Annotated in this window: 14 protein-coding genes, 1 tRNA gene and 2 pseudogenes; 7 read left to right on the forward strand and 10 right to left on the reverse strand. The window is 68.4% G+C overall.

The window, feature by feature from the left end; translation table 11 throughout:
* A pseudogene (gene clpA, locus KK7_RS21210) lies at nt 1–376 on the forward strand (ATP-dependent Clp protease ATP-binding subunit ClpA); the annotation flags it as partial.
* Nucleotides 377–448: 72 nt separating this feature from the next.
* On the opposite strand, the gene KK7_RS0118440 reads toward clpA, so the two are convergent.
* The 4 genes from KK7_RS0118440 to ubiA all read right to left on the reverse strand — a co-directional run bounded on the left by KK7_RS0118440 (nt 449) and on the right by ubiA (nt 4,411).
* Nucleotides 449–769 (reverse strand): hypothetical protein, encoded by a 321-nt coding sequence (locus KK7_RS0118440; RefSeq protein ID WP_010546118.1) that lies wholly within the window; start codon nt 767–769, stop codon nt 449–451.
* A 565-nt stretch (nt 770–1,334) separates the two neighbouring features.
* Nucleotides 1,335–2,108, reverse strand: a complete 774-nt coding sequence (locus tag KK7_RS0118450; protein WP_010546119.1) for a 3'(2'),5'-bisphosphate nucleotidase CysQ — start codon at nt 2,106–2,108, stop codon at nt 1,335–1,337.
* Nucleotides 2,101–3,447 (reverse strand): TldD/PmbA family protein, encoded by a 1,347-nt coding sequence (locus tag KK7_RS0118455; protein ID WP_010546120.1) that lies wholly within the window; start codon nt 3,445–3,447, stop codon nt 2,101–2,103. The genes KK7_RS0118450 and KK7_RS0118455 overlap by 8 nt, the downstream gene beginning before the upstream one ends.
* A 31-nt stretch (nt 3,448–3,478) precedes the next feature.
* Nucleotides 3,479–4,411 carry a 4-hydroxybenzoate octaprenyltransferase gene (gene ubiA, locus KK7_RS0118460; protein WP_010546121.1) on the reverse strand — a complete coding sequence of 311 codons (933 nt, stop codon included), beginning with the start codon at nt 4,409–4,411 and terminating at the stop codon, nt 3,479–3,481.
* 120 nt (nt 4,412–4,531) lie between these two features.
* On the opposite strand from ubiA, the gene KK7_RS21215 reads away from it, so the two are divergent.
* Nucleotides 4,532–5,161: an EF-hand domain-containing protein gene (locus KK7_RS21215; protein WP_158000036.1), complete on the forward strand. Its 630-nt coding sequence runs from the start codon at nt 4,532–4,534 to the stop codon at nt 5,159–5,161.
* Here KK7_RS21215 and KK7_RS21220 read toward each other — a convergent pair.
* Nucleotides 5,138–5,587 carry a carboxymuconolactone decarboxylase family protein gene (locus KK7_RS21220; protein WP_237709256.1) on the reverse strand — a complete coding sequence of 150 codons (450 nt, stop codon included), beginning with the start codon at nt 5,585–5,587 and terminating at the stop codon, nt 5,138–5,140. The genes KK7_RS21215 and KK7_RS21220 overlap by 24 nt on opposite strands.
* 126 nt (nt 5,588–5,713) lie before the next feature.
* On the opposite strand from KK7_RS21220, the gene KK7_RS0118475 reads away from it, so the two are divergent.
* The 3 genes from KK7_RS0118475 (at nt 5,714) to KK7_RS0118485 (ending at nt 8,465) form a co-directional block, all read left to right on the forward strand.
* On the forward strand, nt 5,714–6,454 hold the full coding sequence (locus KK7_RS0118475; RefSeq protein ID WP_010546124.1) for a 16S rRNA (uracil(1498)-N(3))-methyltransferase: 741 nt from the start codon (nt 5,714–5,716) through the stop codon (nt 6,452–6,454).
* A gap of 58 nt (nt 6,455–6,512) precedes the next feature.
* Nucleotides 6,513–7,889 (forward strand): glutamate--cysteine ligase, encoded by a 1,377-nt coding sequence (locus KK7_RS0118480; RefSeq protein WP_010546125.1) that lies wholly within the window; start codon nt 6,513–6,515, stop codon nt 7,887–7,889.
* A 150-nt stretch (nt 7,890–8,039) separates the two neighbouring features.
* Complete coding sequence (locus KK7_RS0118485) at nt 8,040–8,465, forward strand: DUF7684 family protein (RefSeq protein WP_029623428.1); 426 nt, start codon at nt 8,040–8,042, stop codon at nt 8,463–8,465.
* A 158-nt stretch (nt 8,466–8,623) separates the two neighbouring features.
* Here the strand turns inward: KK7_RS0118485 and KK7_RS0118490 are convergent, their stop codons facing one another.
* The 3 genes from KK7_RS0118490 to KK7_RS0118500 all read right to left on the reverse strand — a co-directional run bounded on the left by KK7_RS0118490 (nt 8,624) and on the right by KK7_RS0118500 (nt 12,064).
* Nucleotides 8,624–10,192 (reverse strand): aldehyde dehydrogenase (NADP(+)), encoded by a 1,569-nt coding sequence (locus KK7_RS0118490; protein ID WP_010546127.1) that lies wholly within the window; start codon nt 10,190–10,192, stop codon nt 8,624–8,626.
* Nucleotides 10,193–10,366: 174 nt separating this feature from the next.
* Nucleotides 10,367–11,803, reverse strand: coding sequence for a DUF6880 family protein (locus KK7_RS0118495; protein WP_010546128.1), 1,437 nt, complete (start codon nt 11,801–11,803; stop codon nt 10,367–10,369).
* 168 nt (nt 11,804–11,971) lie between these two features.
* A tRNA-Ser gene (locus KK7_RS0118500) sits at nt 11,972–12,064 on the reverse strand.
* 162 nt (nt 12,065–12,226) lie between these two features.
* Here KK7_RS0118500 and KK7_RS0118505 point away from each other — a divergent pair.
* Nucleotides 12,227–13,003, forward strand: coding sequence for a DUF1134 domain-containing protein (locus KK7_RS0118505; RefSeq protein ID WP_010546129.1), 777 nt, complete (start codon nt 12,227–12,229; stop codon nt 13,001–13,003).
* Between the two features lie 44 nt (nt 13,004–13,047).
* Here KK7_RS0118505 and KK7_RS0118510 read toward each other — a convergent pair whose 3' ends face one another.
* Nucleotides 13,048–14,373: a dihydroorotase gene (locus KK7_RS0118510; protein ID WP_010546130.1), complete on the reverse strand. Its 1,326-nt coding sequence runs from the start codon at nt 14,371–14,373 to the stop codon at nt 13,048–13,050.
* A 46-nt stretch (nt 14,374–14,419) separates the two neighbouring features.
* Here KK7_RS0118510 and ygfZ point away from each other — a divergent pair, with 46 nt between their 5' ends.
* Entirely contained in the window at nt 14,420–15,154 is a 735-nt protein-coding gene (ygfZ, locus tag KK7_RS0118515; RefSeq protein ID WP_029623430.1) for a CAF17-like 4Fe-4S cluster assembly/insertion protein YgfZ, read from the forward strand.
* Nucleotides 15,155–15,290: 136 nt separating this feature from the next.
* Here the strand turns inward: ygfZ and KK7_RS23695 are convergent.
* Nucleotides 15,291–15,815, reverse strand: a pseudogene (locus KK7_RS23695) (GNAT family N-acetyltransferase); the annotation flags it as partial.
* Nucleotides 15,816–16,144: the final 329 nt, after the last annotated feature.

Consider the following 16,144-nt stretch of genomic DNA (forward strand, 5'->3'; position numbering starts at 1 on the left):
ACCCCCCACCCGCCTCGATGCGATCGTGCCGTTCGGCTATCTGCCGCCGGAAGTCGTCGCCCGCGTGGTCGACAAGTTCGTGCTGCAGCTGGAGCTCCAGCTCACCGATCGCGGCGTCCACATCCATCTGGACGAGGAAGCGAAGGCGTGGCTCACCAAGCGCGGCTATGACAAGCTGTACGGCGCGCGCCCGATGGGCCGCCTGATGCAGGAGAAGATCAAGCAGCCGCTCGCCGAGGAGCTGCTGTTCGGCAAGCTCGTCCATGGCGGCGAGGTGAACGTGAAGCTGAAGGACAATGCGCTGGCCTTCGAGATCACGCCGGCGGCGCCGAAGAAGCCCAAAAAGGGCAAGAAGGCCGAGCCCGCGGGCGCCTGAGCCTTCCGAACTTCGTCAAGACCGCAACGGCCCGGGGGAGCGATCCGCCGGGCCGATTGCGTTGGCGGCGCGTCAGTTGCCCTCGGCATCCACCGAGAAGACCACCGGCTTGCCGCGCGACAGCGGATCCCAGCCGGCGGACAGGGCGGAGCGCACGCTGCGCGCGATCGTGGCGTCGTCCAGCTGGAGGCGCCCGCGCGGCAGTCCCTTGAGCAGGCGCTTGGGGGCCGGAAACTCGACCAGCGCCGCGCGCTTGGCATCCCGCTGGACGAGCGAGAGCGTCATGCCCTTCCAGCCTTCGTCATCGGAGAGATGGGGTTCGCAATGGAGGTGCCAGTCGTAGGTCACGCCATCGAGATCGATGGCACCGGCGGTCTTGTGGGATTTCGACATTGGCCCGCCCTACCACGTCCCCCGCGCCAAGGCACGGGTACAGCCGCCTGGGGCCGGGACACCAGGATCTGAGATGTCCGAAATCACCCCAATGCCGGTCATTGCCAGAAGCTTTAATGTTGCCAACAAGAGACTTGTGGACATCAAGACATTCACCATAGGTGCTGCATGACCAAGATAAAACAGACCTTCCAGAATCGAACCGATCGAGCGCTCTTTTTAAACTTGGAGCTGTCAACTTCTCGATTCCGCCTAAACCCCGGTGAGGAGTTGGTACTTTTCTACGATCCGAGTCATAGCGTTCATAATGACGACAACGCCGCGCTTAGAGTCGAGCTGATTTCGGGACCTGATGGTTGCGAACTGCAAATTTGGACATCTGAGCACGAGATGTTCAAACCCGACGGATCGAAGGCTCCGCTAGACTTTGGGCGGGCCTGACGAACGTGCCCTAAGCATACAGCGCCGCGGAATGCCGCCATTCTGCTCTCCACCACTCTCGGACACGCAGACAAGTTACCGACAGCAGCATTTCATCGGTTCAGCACCCAACACGCAGCGTTGCCTACCGCACCCCCGGCTCCGCCCGGTCGGCCAGCCGCGCCACCGCCGCCGCGTGGATGCCCGACGCCGCTGCCAGCACGCCATAGGCCTCGCCGGCGGGCGTGTTGAACGCCAGCGGCTGCCCCAGCGCGTCGGTGACCGCAGCACCCGCCTCGCGCGCGAGCAGCACGGCGGCGGCGATGTCCCATTCATGCCCCCAGCGCAGCGTGGCGACGAGATCGGCCTCGCCGGCCGCGACCATCGCGATGCGCAGCGCGATCGAATTGGGCTTGGGCACCATCACCAGGTCGCGGTCGACCTTGGGGAGCTGGTCCGCCGGCACCCGGGCGCCGGGCAGGTCCGCGCGTTCGGCAGCACGAAGCGCCACCCCGTCCCGCCACGCACCCACCCCCGCCTGCGCGGTCCACACTTCGCCCCGCGCGGGGGCGTCGAGCACGCCGATCACCGGCTGCCCGTTCTCGACCAGCGCGATCGACACCGCCCAGCCGGGCCGCCCGCGCAAATAGTCGCGGGTGCCGTCGATCGGATCGACCACCCACAGGCGATTCAGCGCCAGCCGGTCCGCATTGTCCACCGTCTCTTCCGACAGCCAGCCGGCATCGGGCAGCAGCGCCCCCAGCCGCGCGCGAAGCAGCGCGTCCACCTCCAGGTCGACCGCGCAGACCGGGTTGCCCGGCGCCTTTTCCCAGCGCGCGAAATCGCTTTGCCAGCGCGCCATGGCGTGGCGTCCCGCCTCCGCAGCGATGGCGGCGATTTCGGCGGCGAGCTCAGGCACCGGCGATCGTCATCCCGTCGATGCGGAGCGTCGGCGCGTTGATGCCATAGCGGAACTCGAGGTCGTTGGCCGGGGTGAGCGCCAGAAACATGTCCTTGAGGTTGCTCGCGATCGTCACTTCGGAGACCGGCACGGTGAGCTCGCCCTTCTCGATCAGGAAGCCCGCGGCGCCCCGGCTATAGTCGCCGGTCACGCCGTTGACGCCCTGGCCGATCAGCTCGCACACATAGAGGCCATAGTCGATCTCGCCGATCAGCGTTGCGGCCGGCACATGGCCCGGGGCCATGTAGAGATTGCTCGGCGACACCCCCGGCGCGCCGCCGCCGCCGCGCGTCGCGTGGCCGGTCGGCTCCAGCCCGAGCTGGCGGGCGGCGGCACTTTCGAGCAGCCAGGTCTCCAGAAGCCCGTCGCGGACGATCTGCATCTGGCTGACCGGCAGCCCCTCGCCATCGAACGGGCGGGAACGGATGCCGCGCGGGCGATGGGGATCGTCCCAGATGGTCACGCCGGGGGCGAAGATCTGCGTGCCCAGCGCATCGAGGAGGAAGCTCGTCTTCCGGGTGATCGCCGCACCCGAGATCGCCCCCATCAGATGGCCGAGCATGCCCGAGGAAACGCGCCGGTCGAACACCACCGGCATCGCGCCGCTGGGGATCTTGCGCGGGTTCAGCCGTGCCACCGCCCGCTCCCCGGCCAGCCGACCGATCGTCTCGGGCGAATCGAGCAGCGCCGCGTGGCGGGCGGAGTGGTGCGCATGGTCGCGCTCCATCGCGCCGCCGCTGCCGGCCAGCACGCTGGCGGAGAGGCCATGGCTCGATTGCGCATAGGCGCCGTGGAAGCCGTGGCTGGTCACCAGCGCCAACTGCACGCGGCTGGCGCCGGCGCCGGCTCCTTCGCTGTTGGTGACACCGGCCACGCCCCGCGCGGCCTCCTCGGCGGCGAGCGCGCGCGCCTTGAGCGCGGCGGGCTCCACCTCGGCGCCATCGTCGAGATCGAGATGCGGGGGCAGGCCGCGCATCAGCCGGTCCTCCGGCGCGAGCCCGGCCCAGCGATCCTCGGGTGCCTCGCGCGCCATCGCCACCGCGCGATCGACCAGGGTGGCGAGCGCGTCGTCGCTCAGGTCGCTGGTCGAGACGCTGGCCGAGCGATTGCCAACGAACACGCGCAGGTCCAGCTCGGCCGCCTCGGAGCGCTCGACATCCTCCAGCGCGCCCATGCGGACGGAGACGGAGAGCGAGCGATCGGCGGAGAAGACCGCGTCGGCGGCGTCGGCCCCGGCACGGCGGGCACGCGCCACCGCATCGGCGGCGCGCTCCAGGGCCTGTTCGTTGTTCAGCATCCCCGCGATCTAGGGGCGCGGGGGGACAAAATCAAAGTCCGGAAAGCCCCACCACCGCGCAGGCCGCCAGCACCAGGAAGCCGGTGTCGCGATTGGCGCGGAAACGGCGCAGCGCATTGGCGCCATCGGCAGGCTTGAGGGTCGCGATCTGCCAGCCCAGGTGCAGCGCCGCCGGCAGCAGCGCGACCAGCGCCAGCGGATCGGGCCGCACGCTCCAGAACGCCCAGCCCCACAGGGCCAGCGCCACCGCATAGAGCACGCCCACCCCGCCGCGAACCCGCGCGCCCATCCGCCGCGCCGAGGACCGCACGCCGACGATCGCATCGTCCTCCACGTCCTGCAGGGCATAGATGGTGTCGTATCCGATCACCCACAGGATGGTGCCGGCATAGAGCCACCACTGCGCCCCCTGCCGGCTGGCGAACGCCGCCGCCGGATCGCCCGCGACGAAGCCCACCACCGCGCCCGATCCGAAGACGATGCCGAGGAACGCCTGCGGCCACCAGGTGATGCGCTTCATGAACGGATAGGCGGCGACCACCGGCAGCGTCGCCAGCGACCACAGCTTGGCCGGCAGCGGCATCGCCAGCCACACGCCCAGGCCGATCGCGAGCAGCACGGCGAGCCAGGTCCACGCCGCGCGCAGCGATACCGCACCGCTGGGAAGCGGGCGGCTGCGCGTGCGCTCCACCTGCGCGTCGAGGTCGCGATCGACGATGTCGTTATAGACGCAGCCCGCGCCCCGCATCGTGATCGCGCCGAGCAGCATCGCCCCGATCCGCCACGCCCCGCCCTCGGGCAGGCCGGACAGCACGGCACCCCAGGCACAGGGCAGGAACAGCAGCCACCAGCCGATCGGCCGGTCGAACCGGGCGAGCAGCGCATAGGGCCGCCAGCGGCGCGGCAGCAGGCCGAGCAGGCCGCGATGCTCGGTATCGGGGACGATGGGAGTGGCGCCGGTCATGCCCCGCCTGCTGCCACAAGCGCCCGCCCGCCCCCAAGCTGAAATTTGCGGGCACAATTCTGCGACATTCGGTAGCTAGCGCAGCGAATCGGTTTTCGGGTGGAGGGCAAGGATATGCGGATGCTGGGAATCGCCGGGCTGTTGCTGGTGCTGGCAAGCGGCGCGCAGGCGCAGGACGGGCCGCCGCCGGGAGGGCCCGGGGGGCCGGGAGGGCCGCGTCCGCGCGGATTGTTCGCCAGCCCGATGGGCGAACCGTTCCGCGGCACGACCGAGGGCAAGGCGCCGCAGGACGCCTGGTTCGACGGGGCCGACGCCAATCATGACGGCGCGCTGACGCTCGACGAGTTCCGTGACGATGCGATTCGCTGGTTCAAGGTGCTCGACCGCAAGGGCGACGGCGAGATCGATCCCGCCGACGTGGAATATTACGAGACCGTGCTGGCGCCGGAAGCGCGCGGCGGCGGGTTCGAGACGGGCGGCCCCACCATGGGGAGCGACGGCCAGGCGCGCGCCGCGGAGATCGGCTCCACCCGGGTGGTGAGCGGCCTCGCCCGCTTCAACTATCTCGGAAGCCCGGAGCCGGTGACCGCCGCCGATTCGAGCCTCAACGGCGGGGTGACGCCGGTCGAGTTCCTCGGCGCCGCCAAGCGCCGCTTCGACCTGCTCGACACCAACCATGACGGCAAGATCACCAAGGAGGAACTGCCCGAGCTCCGCGCCGGCGCGTCAAGGCGGCGCGGCCGCCGCTGAGGGGGGGCACGCGCGCTCGGGCACCGGCACGTTGAACCCGTTCAGCGTCACCGAGACGAGGCTGTAGAGACCGACCAGATAGATCCGTTCGTTCGCGCCGTGCTGCCCGAAGGTTTCCACCGCCAGGCGGTAGCACGGCTCGGGCAGCACCCCGCCCTTGACCAGCGCGTAGGCGACGTCGAACGCGACGTTTTCCTGGTCGTTCAGGTCCATGGGCCTGAGCCCGGCACAGATGGCGGAGATGCGCGCGGGCGATGTCTTCTCTTCCTCCGCCACCGCGACATGGGCGTAGATCTCATAGGCCGCGTCGAAATGGGCGCCGGTGACGCGGATCGCGATCTGCCGCGCTTCATGTCCGCGTACAGCGGCTTCTGCGCGTCGCTGAGCTGGTCGGGGTGCAGGAGCGGCAGGCGCATGGCGGTGCAATCCTCGGCTGGACGCGGCAGACGTGCCGCACCGCACAAATGCTGGAGCGGGCGATAGGCTCCGCGCCATCCTGCGCAGGTATGGGCGCATGGACGAACCGCCCCCAGCCCGGCTACAGCAGCGCCCATGCCCGCAACTCCCGCCTGGCCGCCGCAATCCGCCCCCCGCCTGTTCGTCGAAGGCCCGCTCGAGCCGGGCCCGCGCCGGATCGACGGCCCGCAGGCGCATTATCTGGGCTCGGTCATGCGGCTGAAGCCGGGCGAGGCGGTGAAGCTGTTCGACGGGAGCAACGGTGAATGGCTAGGCATCGCCCGCGACATCGGCAAGCGCGACCTGACGCTGGAGATCACCGAGCAGCTGCGTCCGCACGAGGCCGTGCCGGACCTGTGGCTGTGCGCCGCGCCGATCAAGAAGGGCCGGATCGACTGGGTCGCGGAAAAGGCCTGCGAACTGGGCGTCGCGCGGCTGGTGCCGGTGCTCACCCGCCGGACGGTGATCGACCGGCTCAACCTCGATCGGCTGCGGTCGCACATGATCGAGGCCGCCGAGCAATGCGGCCGCACCGCCCTGCCCGAGCTGGTCGAGCCGGTGAAGCTCCCCGCCCTGCTCCGCGACTGGCCGGCGGAGCGCTCCCTGTTCTTCGCCGACGAGACCGGCGGCGTGCCCGCGCTGGAGGCGATGCGCGCCCACCCCGGCCCGGCCGCGATCCTGGTCGGGCCGGAGGGCGGATTCGACGCCGAGGAACGCGAATCGATCCGCGCCGTTTCGCAGGCGATCGGAATCGCGCTCGGCCCCCGCATCCTGCGCGCGGAGACGGCCGCCGCTGCCGCCGTCACGCTGTGGATGGGTGCGGCGGGCGACTGGTAAACCGAACGGTACAAAAATCCGCTGGCGTCGTTTCGTCGGCATCGCTAAGGGCGCGAAAATGAGCACCAAGACCGTTTCGACCAAGACCGCGGCGGTCATCGAGGATCGCGCCCAGCTGGTGGAATATTTCGCCAAGGGCGAAAAGCCGGCGGAGCGCTGGCGCATCGGCACCGAGCACGAGAAGTTCGTCTACTGGATGGACGGCAGCCACCGCGCGCCCAGCTATGAGGAGCGCGGCGGCATCCATGCGCTGCTGATCGGGCTCACCGAATTCGGCTGGAAGCCGATCTATGAGGGCGAGAACATCATCGCGCTCTCCGGCCCCGACGGCGCGATCAGCCTCGAGCCCGCCGGCCAGTTCGAGCTTTCCGGCGCCCCGCTGGAGAATCTCCACGACACCTGCGCCGAAACCGGCCGCCATCTCCGCCAGGTCAAGGCCGTGGGCGACCGGCTCGGCATCGGCTTCCTCGGCATGGGCATGTGGCCGGACAAGACCCGCGCCGAACTGCCGATCATGCCCAAGGGCCGCTACGAAATCATGCTGCGCCACATGCCGCGCGTGGGCTCGATGGGCCTCGACATGATGCTGCGCACCTGCACGATCCAGGTGAACCTGGACTATGCCAGCGAAGCCGACATGGCGAAGAAGTTCCGCGTCGGCCTCGCGCTGCAGCCGCTGGCGACCGCCTTGTTCGCCAACTCGCCCTTCACCGAGGGCAAGCCCAACGGCTATCTCTCCTATCGCAGCCATATCTGGTCGGACACCGATCCGGCGCGCACCGGCATGCTGCCCTTCGTGTTCGAGGACGGCTTCGGATACGAGCGCTATGCCGATTACGCGCTCGATGTGCCGATGTACTTCGTCTACCGCGACGGCAAATATATCGACGCGGCGGGCCTCAGCTTCCGCGACTTCCTGAAGGGCGAGCTGTCGGTCCTGCCCGGCGAGCTGCCGACGATGGACGACTGGGCCGACCATCTCTCCACCGCCTTCCCCGAAGTGCGGATGAAGCAGTTCCTCGAAATGCGCGGCGCCGATGGCGGCCGCTGGGGCCGCATCTGCGCGCTGCCGGCGCTGTGGGTGGGCTTGCTCTACGATTCGGGGGCGCTCGATGCCGCCTGGGATCTGGTGAAGGGCTGGTCGATGGAAGGGCGCGAGGCGCTGCGCAGCGCGGTGCCGAAGCTGGCGCTGGATGCGCCACTGCCGGGCGGCGGCAAGCTGGCGGACATCGCCGGCGAGGTCCTCGACATCGCCGGCGCGGGACTGAAGGCGCGCGCGCGGCTCAACGGCTCGGGCGACAACGAATCGGGCTTCCTCGATCCGCTGCGCGAGATCGTGCGGACCGGCAAGGTGCCGGCGCAGGTGCTGCTCGATCGGTACCATGGCGATTGGGCCGGGGATATCACCCGGGTGTACGACGAGGCGAAGTTCTGAGAGCGGCCTGGAGGGCTATCGGGCCTTCCTGACCCGGAAGGTCGAGTTGGCGCGCGCGTCAATTCGGCGCGGTGAAGGCGCGAGCAACGAGGCGGTGGAAGCCGAGTTTGCCGCGCGTCGGGCAAGGGTGAAAGATCGGCCAAAATTCTGATGCCCGTTACATATCACCACCTCTCGCCCGACCATGCTCTGCCAGTTCTACCGGCCGATCCTTTCCGAGCCGTGCTGATCGCTGATCGAAGGGTCGCTCCCGAATGGCGGAACAACATCGCTACGTGGCTGGCAGCAAGCAGATGCCTGTACTTTATTGCGTGGGGAACAGATTGCGAGGCGTGGCACGATAGCATCGACTGCGCCAACCTTGAGAAGTTCGACTATGGCGAAATTCCCGACGAGCGCTTCATACTGACGACGTGGCACGACAACGAGCCGCTATCGGAAGCGCTATGGTTCGCTGGTCAGTGCGCCTCGCACCCTGATGTTTCTATCAAGGGAACGGTACTTCTTCACCTTGCGGAAAACCAGCAGGAGAAGCGCATCCTGCAAGCCTTCGAACAGGCCCAGGCCACAAGTTAAGCGACGAACCTTCAGCGCCCGCGTCCCCCTCCCGCTTGCGGGCGGGGTTAGGGGAGTGTGTGTGAGGGAAGCGGGCGACATCGGTGTGGAAAGCCCCCCACGTCGCACCCTCCCCTAGCCCCTCCCGCAAGCGGGAGGGGGATAGAGAAGCGAAACCCTCAGACCGTCGGCTTGCCGTCCACCCGCGCCGGCACGCCCGCACCGTCGCGCAGTTCGGCCGGCAGCAGCGCCTCCGGCAGGTCCTGGTACGATACCGGGCGCAGGAAGCGGTCGATCGCCAGCGTGCCCACCGAGGTGCTGCGGCCGTCGGAGGTCGAGGGGAACGGGCCGCCATGGACCATCGCGTCGGTCACTTCCACGCCGGTCGGCCAGCCATTGGCGAGGATGCGGCCGGCCAGGCGCTCCAGCGACGGCAGCAGCTCCTGCGCGACGGCGATGTCGCCCTCATCCATGTGCAGCGTGGTGGTCAACTGGCCTTCGAGCAGCGCCACGACTGCCTTCAGCTCCGCCACGTCGGCGCAGCGGACCAGCAGCGAGGTCGCGCCGAAGATTTCCTCGGCATGGCTGGGATCGACGAGGAAGTCAGCACCCTTCATCGTGAACAGCGCCGCGCGGCCCGCAGTCGGGCCCTGCGCCTCGGTCCCTTGCGCGATCTGCTCCACCGTCGGCACCGCCGCCAGCTTCGCCACGCCGCTCTCATAGGCCTTGTGGATGTTCGGGGTGAGCATCACCTGCGCCGGCGCACCGAACATGGCTTCGCTGGCGGCGGCCAGGAAACGCTCGAGCGCCGGGCCTTCCAGCGCCAGCACGAGGCCGGGATTGGTGCAGAACTGGCCCGCGCCCATCGTCACCGAGGCGACATAGCCCTTGCCCAGCGCCTCGGCGCGGGCTTCCAGTGCGGCCGGCAGCAGGAAGACGGGGTTGATGCTGCTCATCTCGGCATAGACGGGGATCGGCACCGGGCGGCTCTGCGCGATGCGGACCAGTGCCAGGCCACCGCCGCGCGAGCCGGTGAAGCCCACCGCCGTGATGCGCGGATCGCGGACCAGCGCCTCGCCCAGTTCGTTGGCGGTGCCCGCGACCATAGAGAACACGCCGGCGGGCATGCCGGTCTTCGCCACCGCGCGCTGAATCGCGGTCGCGACCAGCTCGGCCGTGCCCGGATGCGCCGGGTGGCCCTTCACCACCACCGGACAGCCGGCGGCGAGCGCCGAGGCGGTGTCGCCGCCCGCGGTCGAGAAGGCGAGCGGGAAGTTCGACGCGCCGAACACCGCGACCGGGCCCAGCGGCACCATGCGCAGGCGCAGGTCCGGCTTGGGCAAGGGCGCGCGATCGGGGATCGCATGGTCGATTCGGACGCGCAGATAATCGCCCAGGCGCAGTTCCTTGGCGAACAGGCGCAGCTGGCCGGCGGTGCGGCCGCGCTCGCCCTGCAGGCGGGCCTGCGGCAGGCCGCTTTCCTGCATCGCGCGCTCGATCAGTTCGTCGCCCAGCGCCTCGATTTCCTCGGCAATGGCCTCGAGGAACTTGGCGCGCTCCTCGCGCGACAGGCTCGAATAGGGCAGGAACGCGGCCTCGGCAGCGGCGCAGGCGGCATCGACGTCTTCCAGCGTCGCGGTGCTGAAGCTAGGCTCGATCTCGCTGCCGGTGGCGGCGGCAACGGCGCGGAAGCCGGCGTCGCGGGCAACGCGCTTCGATGCGATGAACAATTCTCCGGTCAGCGCCATGATGAGCTCTCTCTCTCCGATCGTCGAGGATGATTCTGAAACTGGGCGTTAGCGGTACCACGACCGCCCGCGCGACTTAGGGCGCGGGCGGCGGCGGTTCAACCACGGAGTAGCGAACGCGTCAATTGTCGGAGTAAGTAAAGGTGGCGAGAAAACGGCGGGCGCCCCCCTCCATCACGCGCTCCAGAAGCCGCTCTTGCGGCCGTGCCGCGCCTCGAGCTGCGCGGCATAGGCATCATGGTCGGGATGCGTGCCGAAATCGTCGATGCGTTTGGCGAGATGCTCGCATGTCTGCAAATGGCGGGCGGCATGGCCATATCGCTTGTGCTTGGCGCGATCGAGCGACACGTCGATCATCGATCGGAGCATCAGCGTGGCCGCCAGCGGCGCACGCGCCTCCAAGGCTTCCGCTGCGGGCGTCAGCAGCCAATATCGGTCGCCGTCCAGTTCGGCATAGCGGGCCAGGACCAGCTCGGCAGCCAGCCGGTGCGCCGGCCAGGCTATCAGGAAGTCGAGCGCGTGGTGGAAATCGGCGTACTGGCGCACGTGGGCGAGGGCGCGATCTTCTGCCTCGACATCTTCGAAATCGGCCAGACGCTTCAGATGCGCGCGCAGATAGTGGGGGTCCAGGCTTCTCTCGAAGATCGCCCACCGCGCAGCCTGCGCTTCCGCAAACCGACCCAACGCATCGAGTGCGTCGATCCGCACCCGCGGCCAATCGGGCCAGTGGCCGCCTTTTCGAAAACTCTCCTCGGCCAAGCGGAGCGCCGCCAACGCCGCCTCCGGTCGGTCGGCCTTGAGCAACCGCTCGGCAATGGCGGCAGCGACGGAGGGATTGGTGTGCTCCTCTGCCGAAAAGCGGGCGGCATAGCCATCGGCATCGCCCAGCGCATCGGCGATCTCGGTAAGCGCCGAGCGGATACGACGCGCCTGCGCCCGCGCTTCGAAATCGTCCTGATAGATGGGCCCACGCGTGCTGAAACCGATGACCCTGCGGTCCCCTGCTTCCCGGGGTGGCGGGGGGAGCGCTGCCAGCGCTTCGAACCGCGCCTTCAGTGCCGCAAGCCCGTCCTTGCCCAGTGCCTCCGCCAACAGGCCGATCAGGCCGTCGAACTCGCCATATTGGTTGGCCTGCACCGCCGCGAACACACGCTCCGCCAACAGATCCGGCGCGTGCGCCGTCTTCGCGGCGATGGTGCCAAGATCATCCCGTGCCTGGGCGATCACGGTGCCGACCGCGCCGTTGCTGTCGTCGCAGCGCGCATATACCGATGGGGCGAGTTGCAACAGCTGCCATAACAGCTCGAACGCCTCGGCCGGCTGCGCGGGCGCGACATGCTGGACGATGGCGCTGCGCTGCAGATCGAGATCGGCAGCCAGTGCGCGAACCTTGTTCCACTCCACGAACGAACGCGCCTTCGCGATGGTGGCCAGACGCTTGCGTACCGCTGCCGCGACATCGGCGCCACCGCCGCTTCTGCTCGCCAGCTCCAGCCGCAGGCGCCGCTTCGCGGCAGCGTCGTTCTTCGAGAGTTCCAGCAGCAGTTCGGCAAGCCGCTCCGCGCCTAAGGCGACAAGATTTTTGCCGTTGAGCGTCTTTTCCGAAGCCATGCACCTGCGAACTCTAGGCGCGGATCGACACAAACCCGCAGTCCACCTCTATGCCGGCCCCGCCCACGCGTCCAGTTCAGGCACGGAACCGCAAGGCCGTCGCTATAGCAGAAATCGGTTTGATCCGGGACGACCTCGGCGTGCGATGCTCGCGATGCGCTGCCGTTCTGGCGGAGACGGAGGGATTCGAACCCTCGGTACGAGTAATCCCCGTACGGCGGTTTAGCAAACCGCTGGTTTCAGCCACTCACCCACGTCTCCGGAAGCGCCGAGGACGAGCCCTATAACGAGCCGTGCGCCGGCAATCAACGGGGATAACCACATGGACGCGAAATCGAGTCGGTCGGGCGTCCATTCATTGCCGCGACAGCCCCGCGCCCCTAGGATGGTACCCGAAAAGCACCGGGTTTTGGGGTAGAATGGATGATGCGATCGGGTTGGTTCACGCTGGTGGCAGTCGCCATCGCCGGGCTTGGCAGCATGCCAGCCGCCGCACAGATGACGACGATTGATCCGAACACCGCGATCGATTCGGACCTGAAGACGCCGCCGGCGCAGCCGAGCACCACGCCCGCGCCGCAGCAGCAGCAATCCTATCCGCCGGCCGATACGGCGCCGCCTCCCCCGCCCGCGGATGTGCCGCCGCCGCTCCAGCCCTCGCCGAACAGCCCCGCCGCCGCCGACCCGGCCGCCACCACTGCCCGCCAGGCCGCGACCGATACGTTCGAGAAGGACGATCTGCTCGCCGCCGCCGAGGGCGTGTTCGGCAAGGGCGCCTCGGGCCTCGCCAAGCTGCTCGAGGACATTCTGAAGGATCAGGGCAAGCCCAACGCCTATATCGCCGGCAGCGAGGCCTCCGGCGCGATCGGCGTCGGTCTGCGCTATGGCAAGGGGCAGATGTTCCACAAGGTGGAAGGGCAGCGCCCGGTCTATTGGACGGGCCCGTCGATCGGCTTCGACCTGGGCGGCGATGCCAACAAGGTGTTCGTGCTGGTCTACAACCTCTACGACAGCCAGGAGCTCTACAAGCGCTTCCCGCAGGGCGAGGGCCATGCCTATTTCGTCGGCGGCTTCTCGGCATCCTATCTGCGCCGCGGGGACGTGGTGCTGATCCCGGTGCGGCTGGGCGTCGGCTGGCGGCTGGGCGTCAACGCCGGATACATGAAGTTCAGCGAAAAGCAGCGCTGGCTGCCCTTCTGATCGCGTGACGGGCGGGGCTGCGACGGCAGCCCCACCCCTTTACCTCAGCCGAATTCGACAGCTTCGAACTTCACCGGCTCGCCGATCGCCTGCTCGGCGAGCTGCGCTTCCCACATCACCCGATGTCCGCGGATGATCGTGCCGACCGGGCGACCGGTCAGCTGCATCCCGGTGAACGGCGACCAGCCGCAGCGCGAGGCCAGCCAGGCCTCGTCCACCGTCCAGCACGCCTTGAGGTCGACGACGGTGAAATCGGCATCATAGCCGGGCACGATGCGGCCCTTGCCGACCAGGCCGAAGATCCGCTGCGGACCGGCGCTGGTCAGGTCGATCAGCCGCTGCAACGTCAGCCGGCCTTCCGCGACATGGTTGAGCATCAGCGGCAGCAGTGTCTGCACGCCCGGCATGCCGCTGGGGCTGTCCGGATAGGGCTTGGCCTTTTCCTCCAGCGTATGCGGCGCATGGTCCGAGCCGAGCACGTCGGGAACACCCTGGCGCAGCCAATGCCACAGCCCGTCGCGGTGGGCGCCCGAGCGGATCGGCGGGTTCATCTGCGCATAGGTGCCGATGGCCGGATAGGCCTCCTCGCCGGCCAGCGTCAGATGCTGCGGGGTCACCTCGCAGGTCGCGATGTCCTTGTGCTGCCCCAGCAGCTCGAGCTCGGCCGGCGTTGTAATGTGGAGCACATGAATCCGCCGACGCGCCTCGCGCGCCAGGCGCAGGATGCGCCGGGTGGCGAGAATCGCGCTCTCGTCATCCCGCCACACCGGGTGCGAGGACGGATCGCCCGGCACGCGCTCGCCCAGGCGGTCCTGCATGCGGAACTCGTCCTCCGCATGGATCGCGACGCGACGATGGCCCGAGGCGAGCACCCGCGCGAGATTGGCGTCGTCCGACACCAGCAGGTCGCCGGTCGAAGCACCCATGAAGATCTTCACACCCGCCGTCCCCGGCAGGCGCTCGAGCTCCGCCAGATGCTCGGCATTGTTATTGGTCGCGCCGACATAGAAGGCGTGGTCGCACCACATGCGGTGATAGGCGCGCTGCAGCTTGTCGGCCACGGCGGCCTCGCTGTCGGTATTGGGCTTGGTGTTCGGCATCTCGAACACCGCGGTCACACCGCCCAGCACCGCCGAACGGCTGCCGCTCTCCAGGTCCTCCTTATGTTCGAGCCCCGGCTCCCGGAAGTGGACCTGACTGTCGATCACCCCCGGCAGCACGTCGAGGCCCGTGCAGTCGATCGTCTCGGCGGCATCGCCGACATTCCCGATCGCGACGATCTTGCCGCCGGAGACTCCGATGTCCACGTCCGCGGGGCCGCTGGGAAGATGGACGCGACCGCCGCGCAGCTTGAGTTCGACATTCACCATGGCTTTGCCTCTTTCGTGAGCGTTGGCGGCGTCCTACCTGTTCGGCATGGACGACACCAGCACCTGGCTCGACGATCGCGCGCTGCTGCGCCTATCCGGCGACGATGTTCGCGGATTTCTGCAAGGCTTGCTGCCCCAGGACCTGGCGACGGTCACGGTCGAGGCGCCGCGCTGGGCCGGGCTGCTGACGCCACAGGGCAAGGCGTTGTTCGACTTTCTGCTATGGGCGGAGGGCGACGCGATCCTGATCGATTGCGAAGCCTCGGCGCGCGAGGCGCTCGCCCGTCGGCTCACCATGTACCGCCTGCGCCGAGCGATCACGATCGAGCCGCTGGAGGCGGGCGTGCACTGGTCGCGCGATGCCCGGTCCGGCGCCGTGCCGGATCCGCGACTGCCAGCACTCGGGTATCGCTGGCTGGGCACTGCCGCAGGTGGCAGCGCCGCCGAGGCGTGGCGCAGCCACCGGCTCGGGCTGGGCGTCACCGAAGGCGTGGAGGAGCTGGGGAGCGACAAGACCCTGTGGCTCGAATGCAACGCCGAGGAACTGCACGGCGTGAGCTTTACCAAGGGCTGCTATGTCGGCCAGGAGAACACCGCGCGCATGCATTACCGCGCCAAGGTGAACCGGCGGCTGGTGGTGGCACCGCTTGGCGAGCCGGGGGATCGTACCCGCGCCTGCTACCCGGCATTGGGCAAGATGGTCGAGCTACGGCGCGTCGAGGCGCTCGGCGACGCCCTTGTCCCCGAATGGCTGGACGCGGCCCTGACGACAGAGGACTGACGATGCGTCCTTCCAGGCGCTTGCGGACAAAGAAGCGCTGGTGGCCCGGCGGGAAATCGTCGATCGTGCCGAAGACCGTATAGCCCAGCTTTTCGTAGAAGCCGCGCGCCTGGAAGGAATAGGTGTCGAGCCACAAGCCCACGCAACCCTCGGCCCGGGCGATCGACTCGACCTCTGTCATCACCGCGGTGCCGTACCCCGCGCCGCGATGCCCTTCCGGCACCGCGTCAAGTTCGATGAACAGCCAGCCATAGGCGCAGCGCCCCCAAAGGCCCCCTACCCGCTCGCCCTGCGCGTCGGTCAAAAGGACCGCGACAGGACGGAACTTAGGATCCCCCGCCTGCTCCACATTGTAGCGGCCAAGCGGCGCCAGCACGGCGAGGCGTCCGGCAGCTCGGGGATAGTGATGGTGAGTGACATCGCCGTCGACGATGCGTGTCGGGAGCGGCCTGCGCAAGCGGCGATCCCTGCGTGATGGGGGTACCGCCCGCAGGCACAGCGGGAAATCGGCCCAAGGGGTGGCGACGCCGTCAAAAAGAAAGGGAGGCCGGTTGCCCGACCTCCCTTCTTTGCTTCCGTCCCTATCGGGCGGGCAGGCCTTACTGACCCGAACCCGGACCGTAGGTGATTTCCACGCGACGGTTCTGCAGTTCGCGAACACCGTCGGCGGTCTGGACGCGCGGACGGCTTTCGCCGAACGCTTCGGTCGTGATCACGCCGGTCGGGATACCCTTGCCGGTCATGTAGGACTTCACCGAGTCCGCACGACGCTGCGAGAGACCGACGTTGTAGCTCGCCGAGCCCGAACGGTCGGCGTGGCCGGCCAGGACGACCTGGGTATTGCTGCAATCGGCATAGTTGCTGATCGCATTGTCCAGGATGCTCGCTGCTTCCGGCGTGATGTCCGACTTGTTCCAGTCGAAGAACACGATGTACGGGCCAGGCGTGCAGAAGATCGGAAGAGCGTCGTGTAGGGAAAGAGTGTAGATC

Source organism: Sphingomonas elodea ATCC 31461 (assembly GCF_000226955.1).
Classification (GTDB): Bacteria; Pseudomonadota; Alphaproteobacteria; order Sphingomonadales; family Sphingomonadaceae; genus Sphingomonas; species Sphingomonas elodea.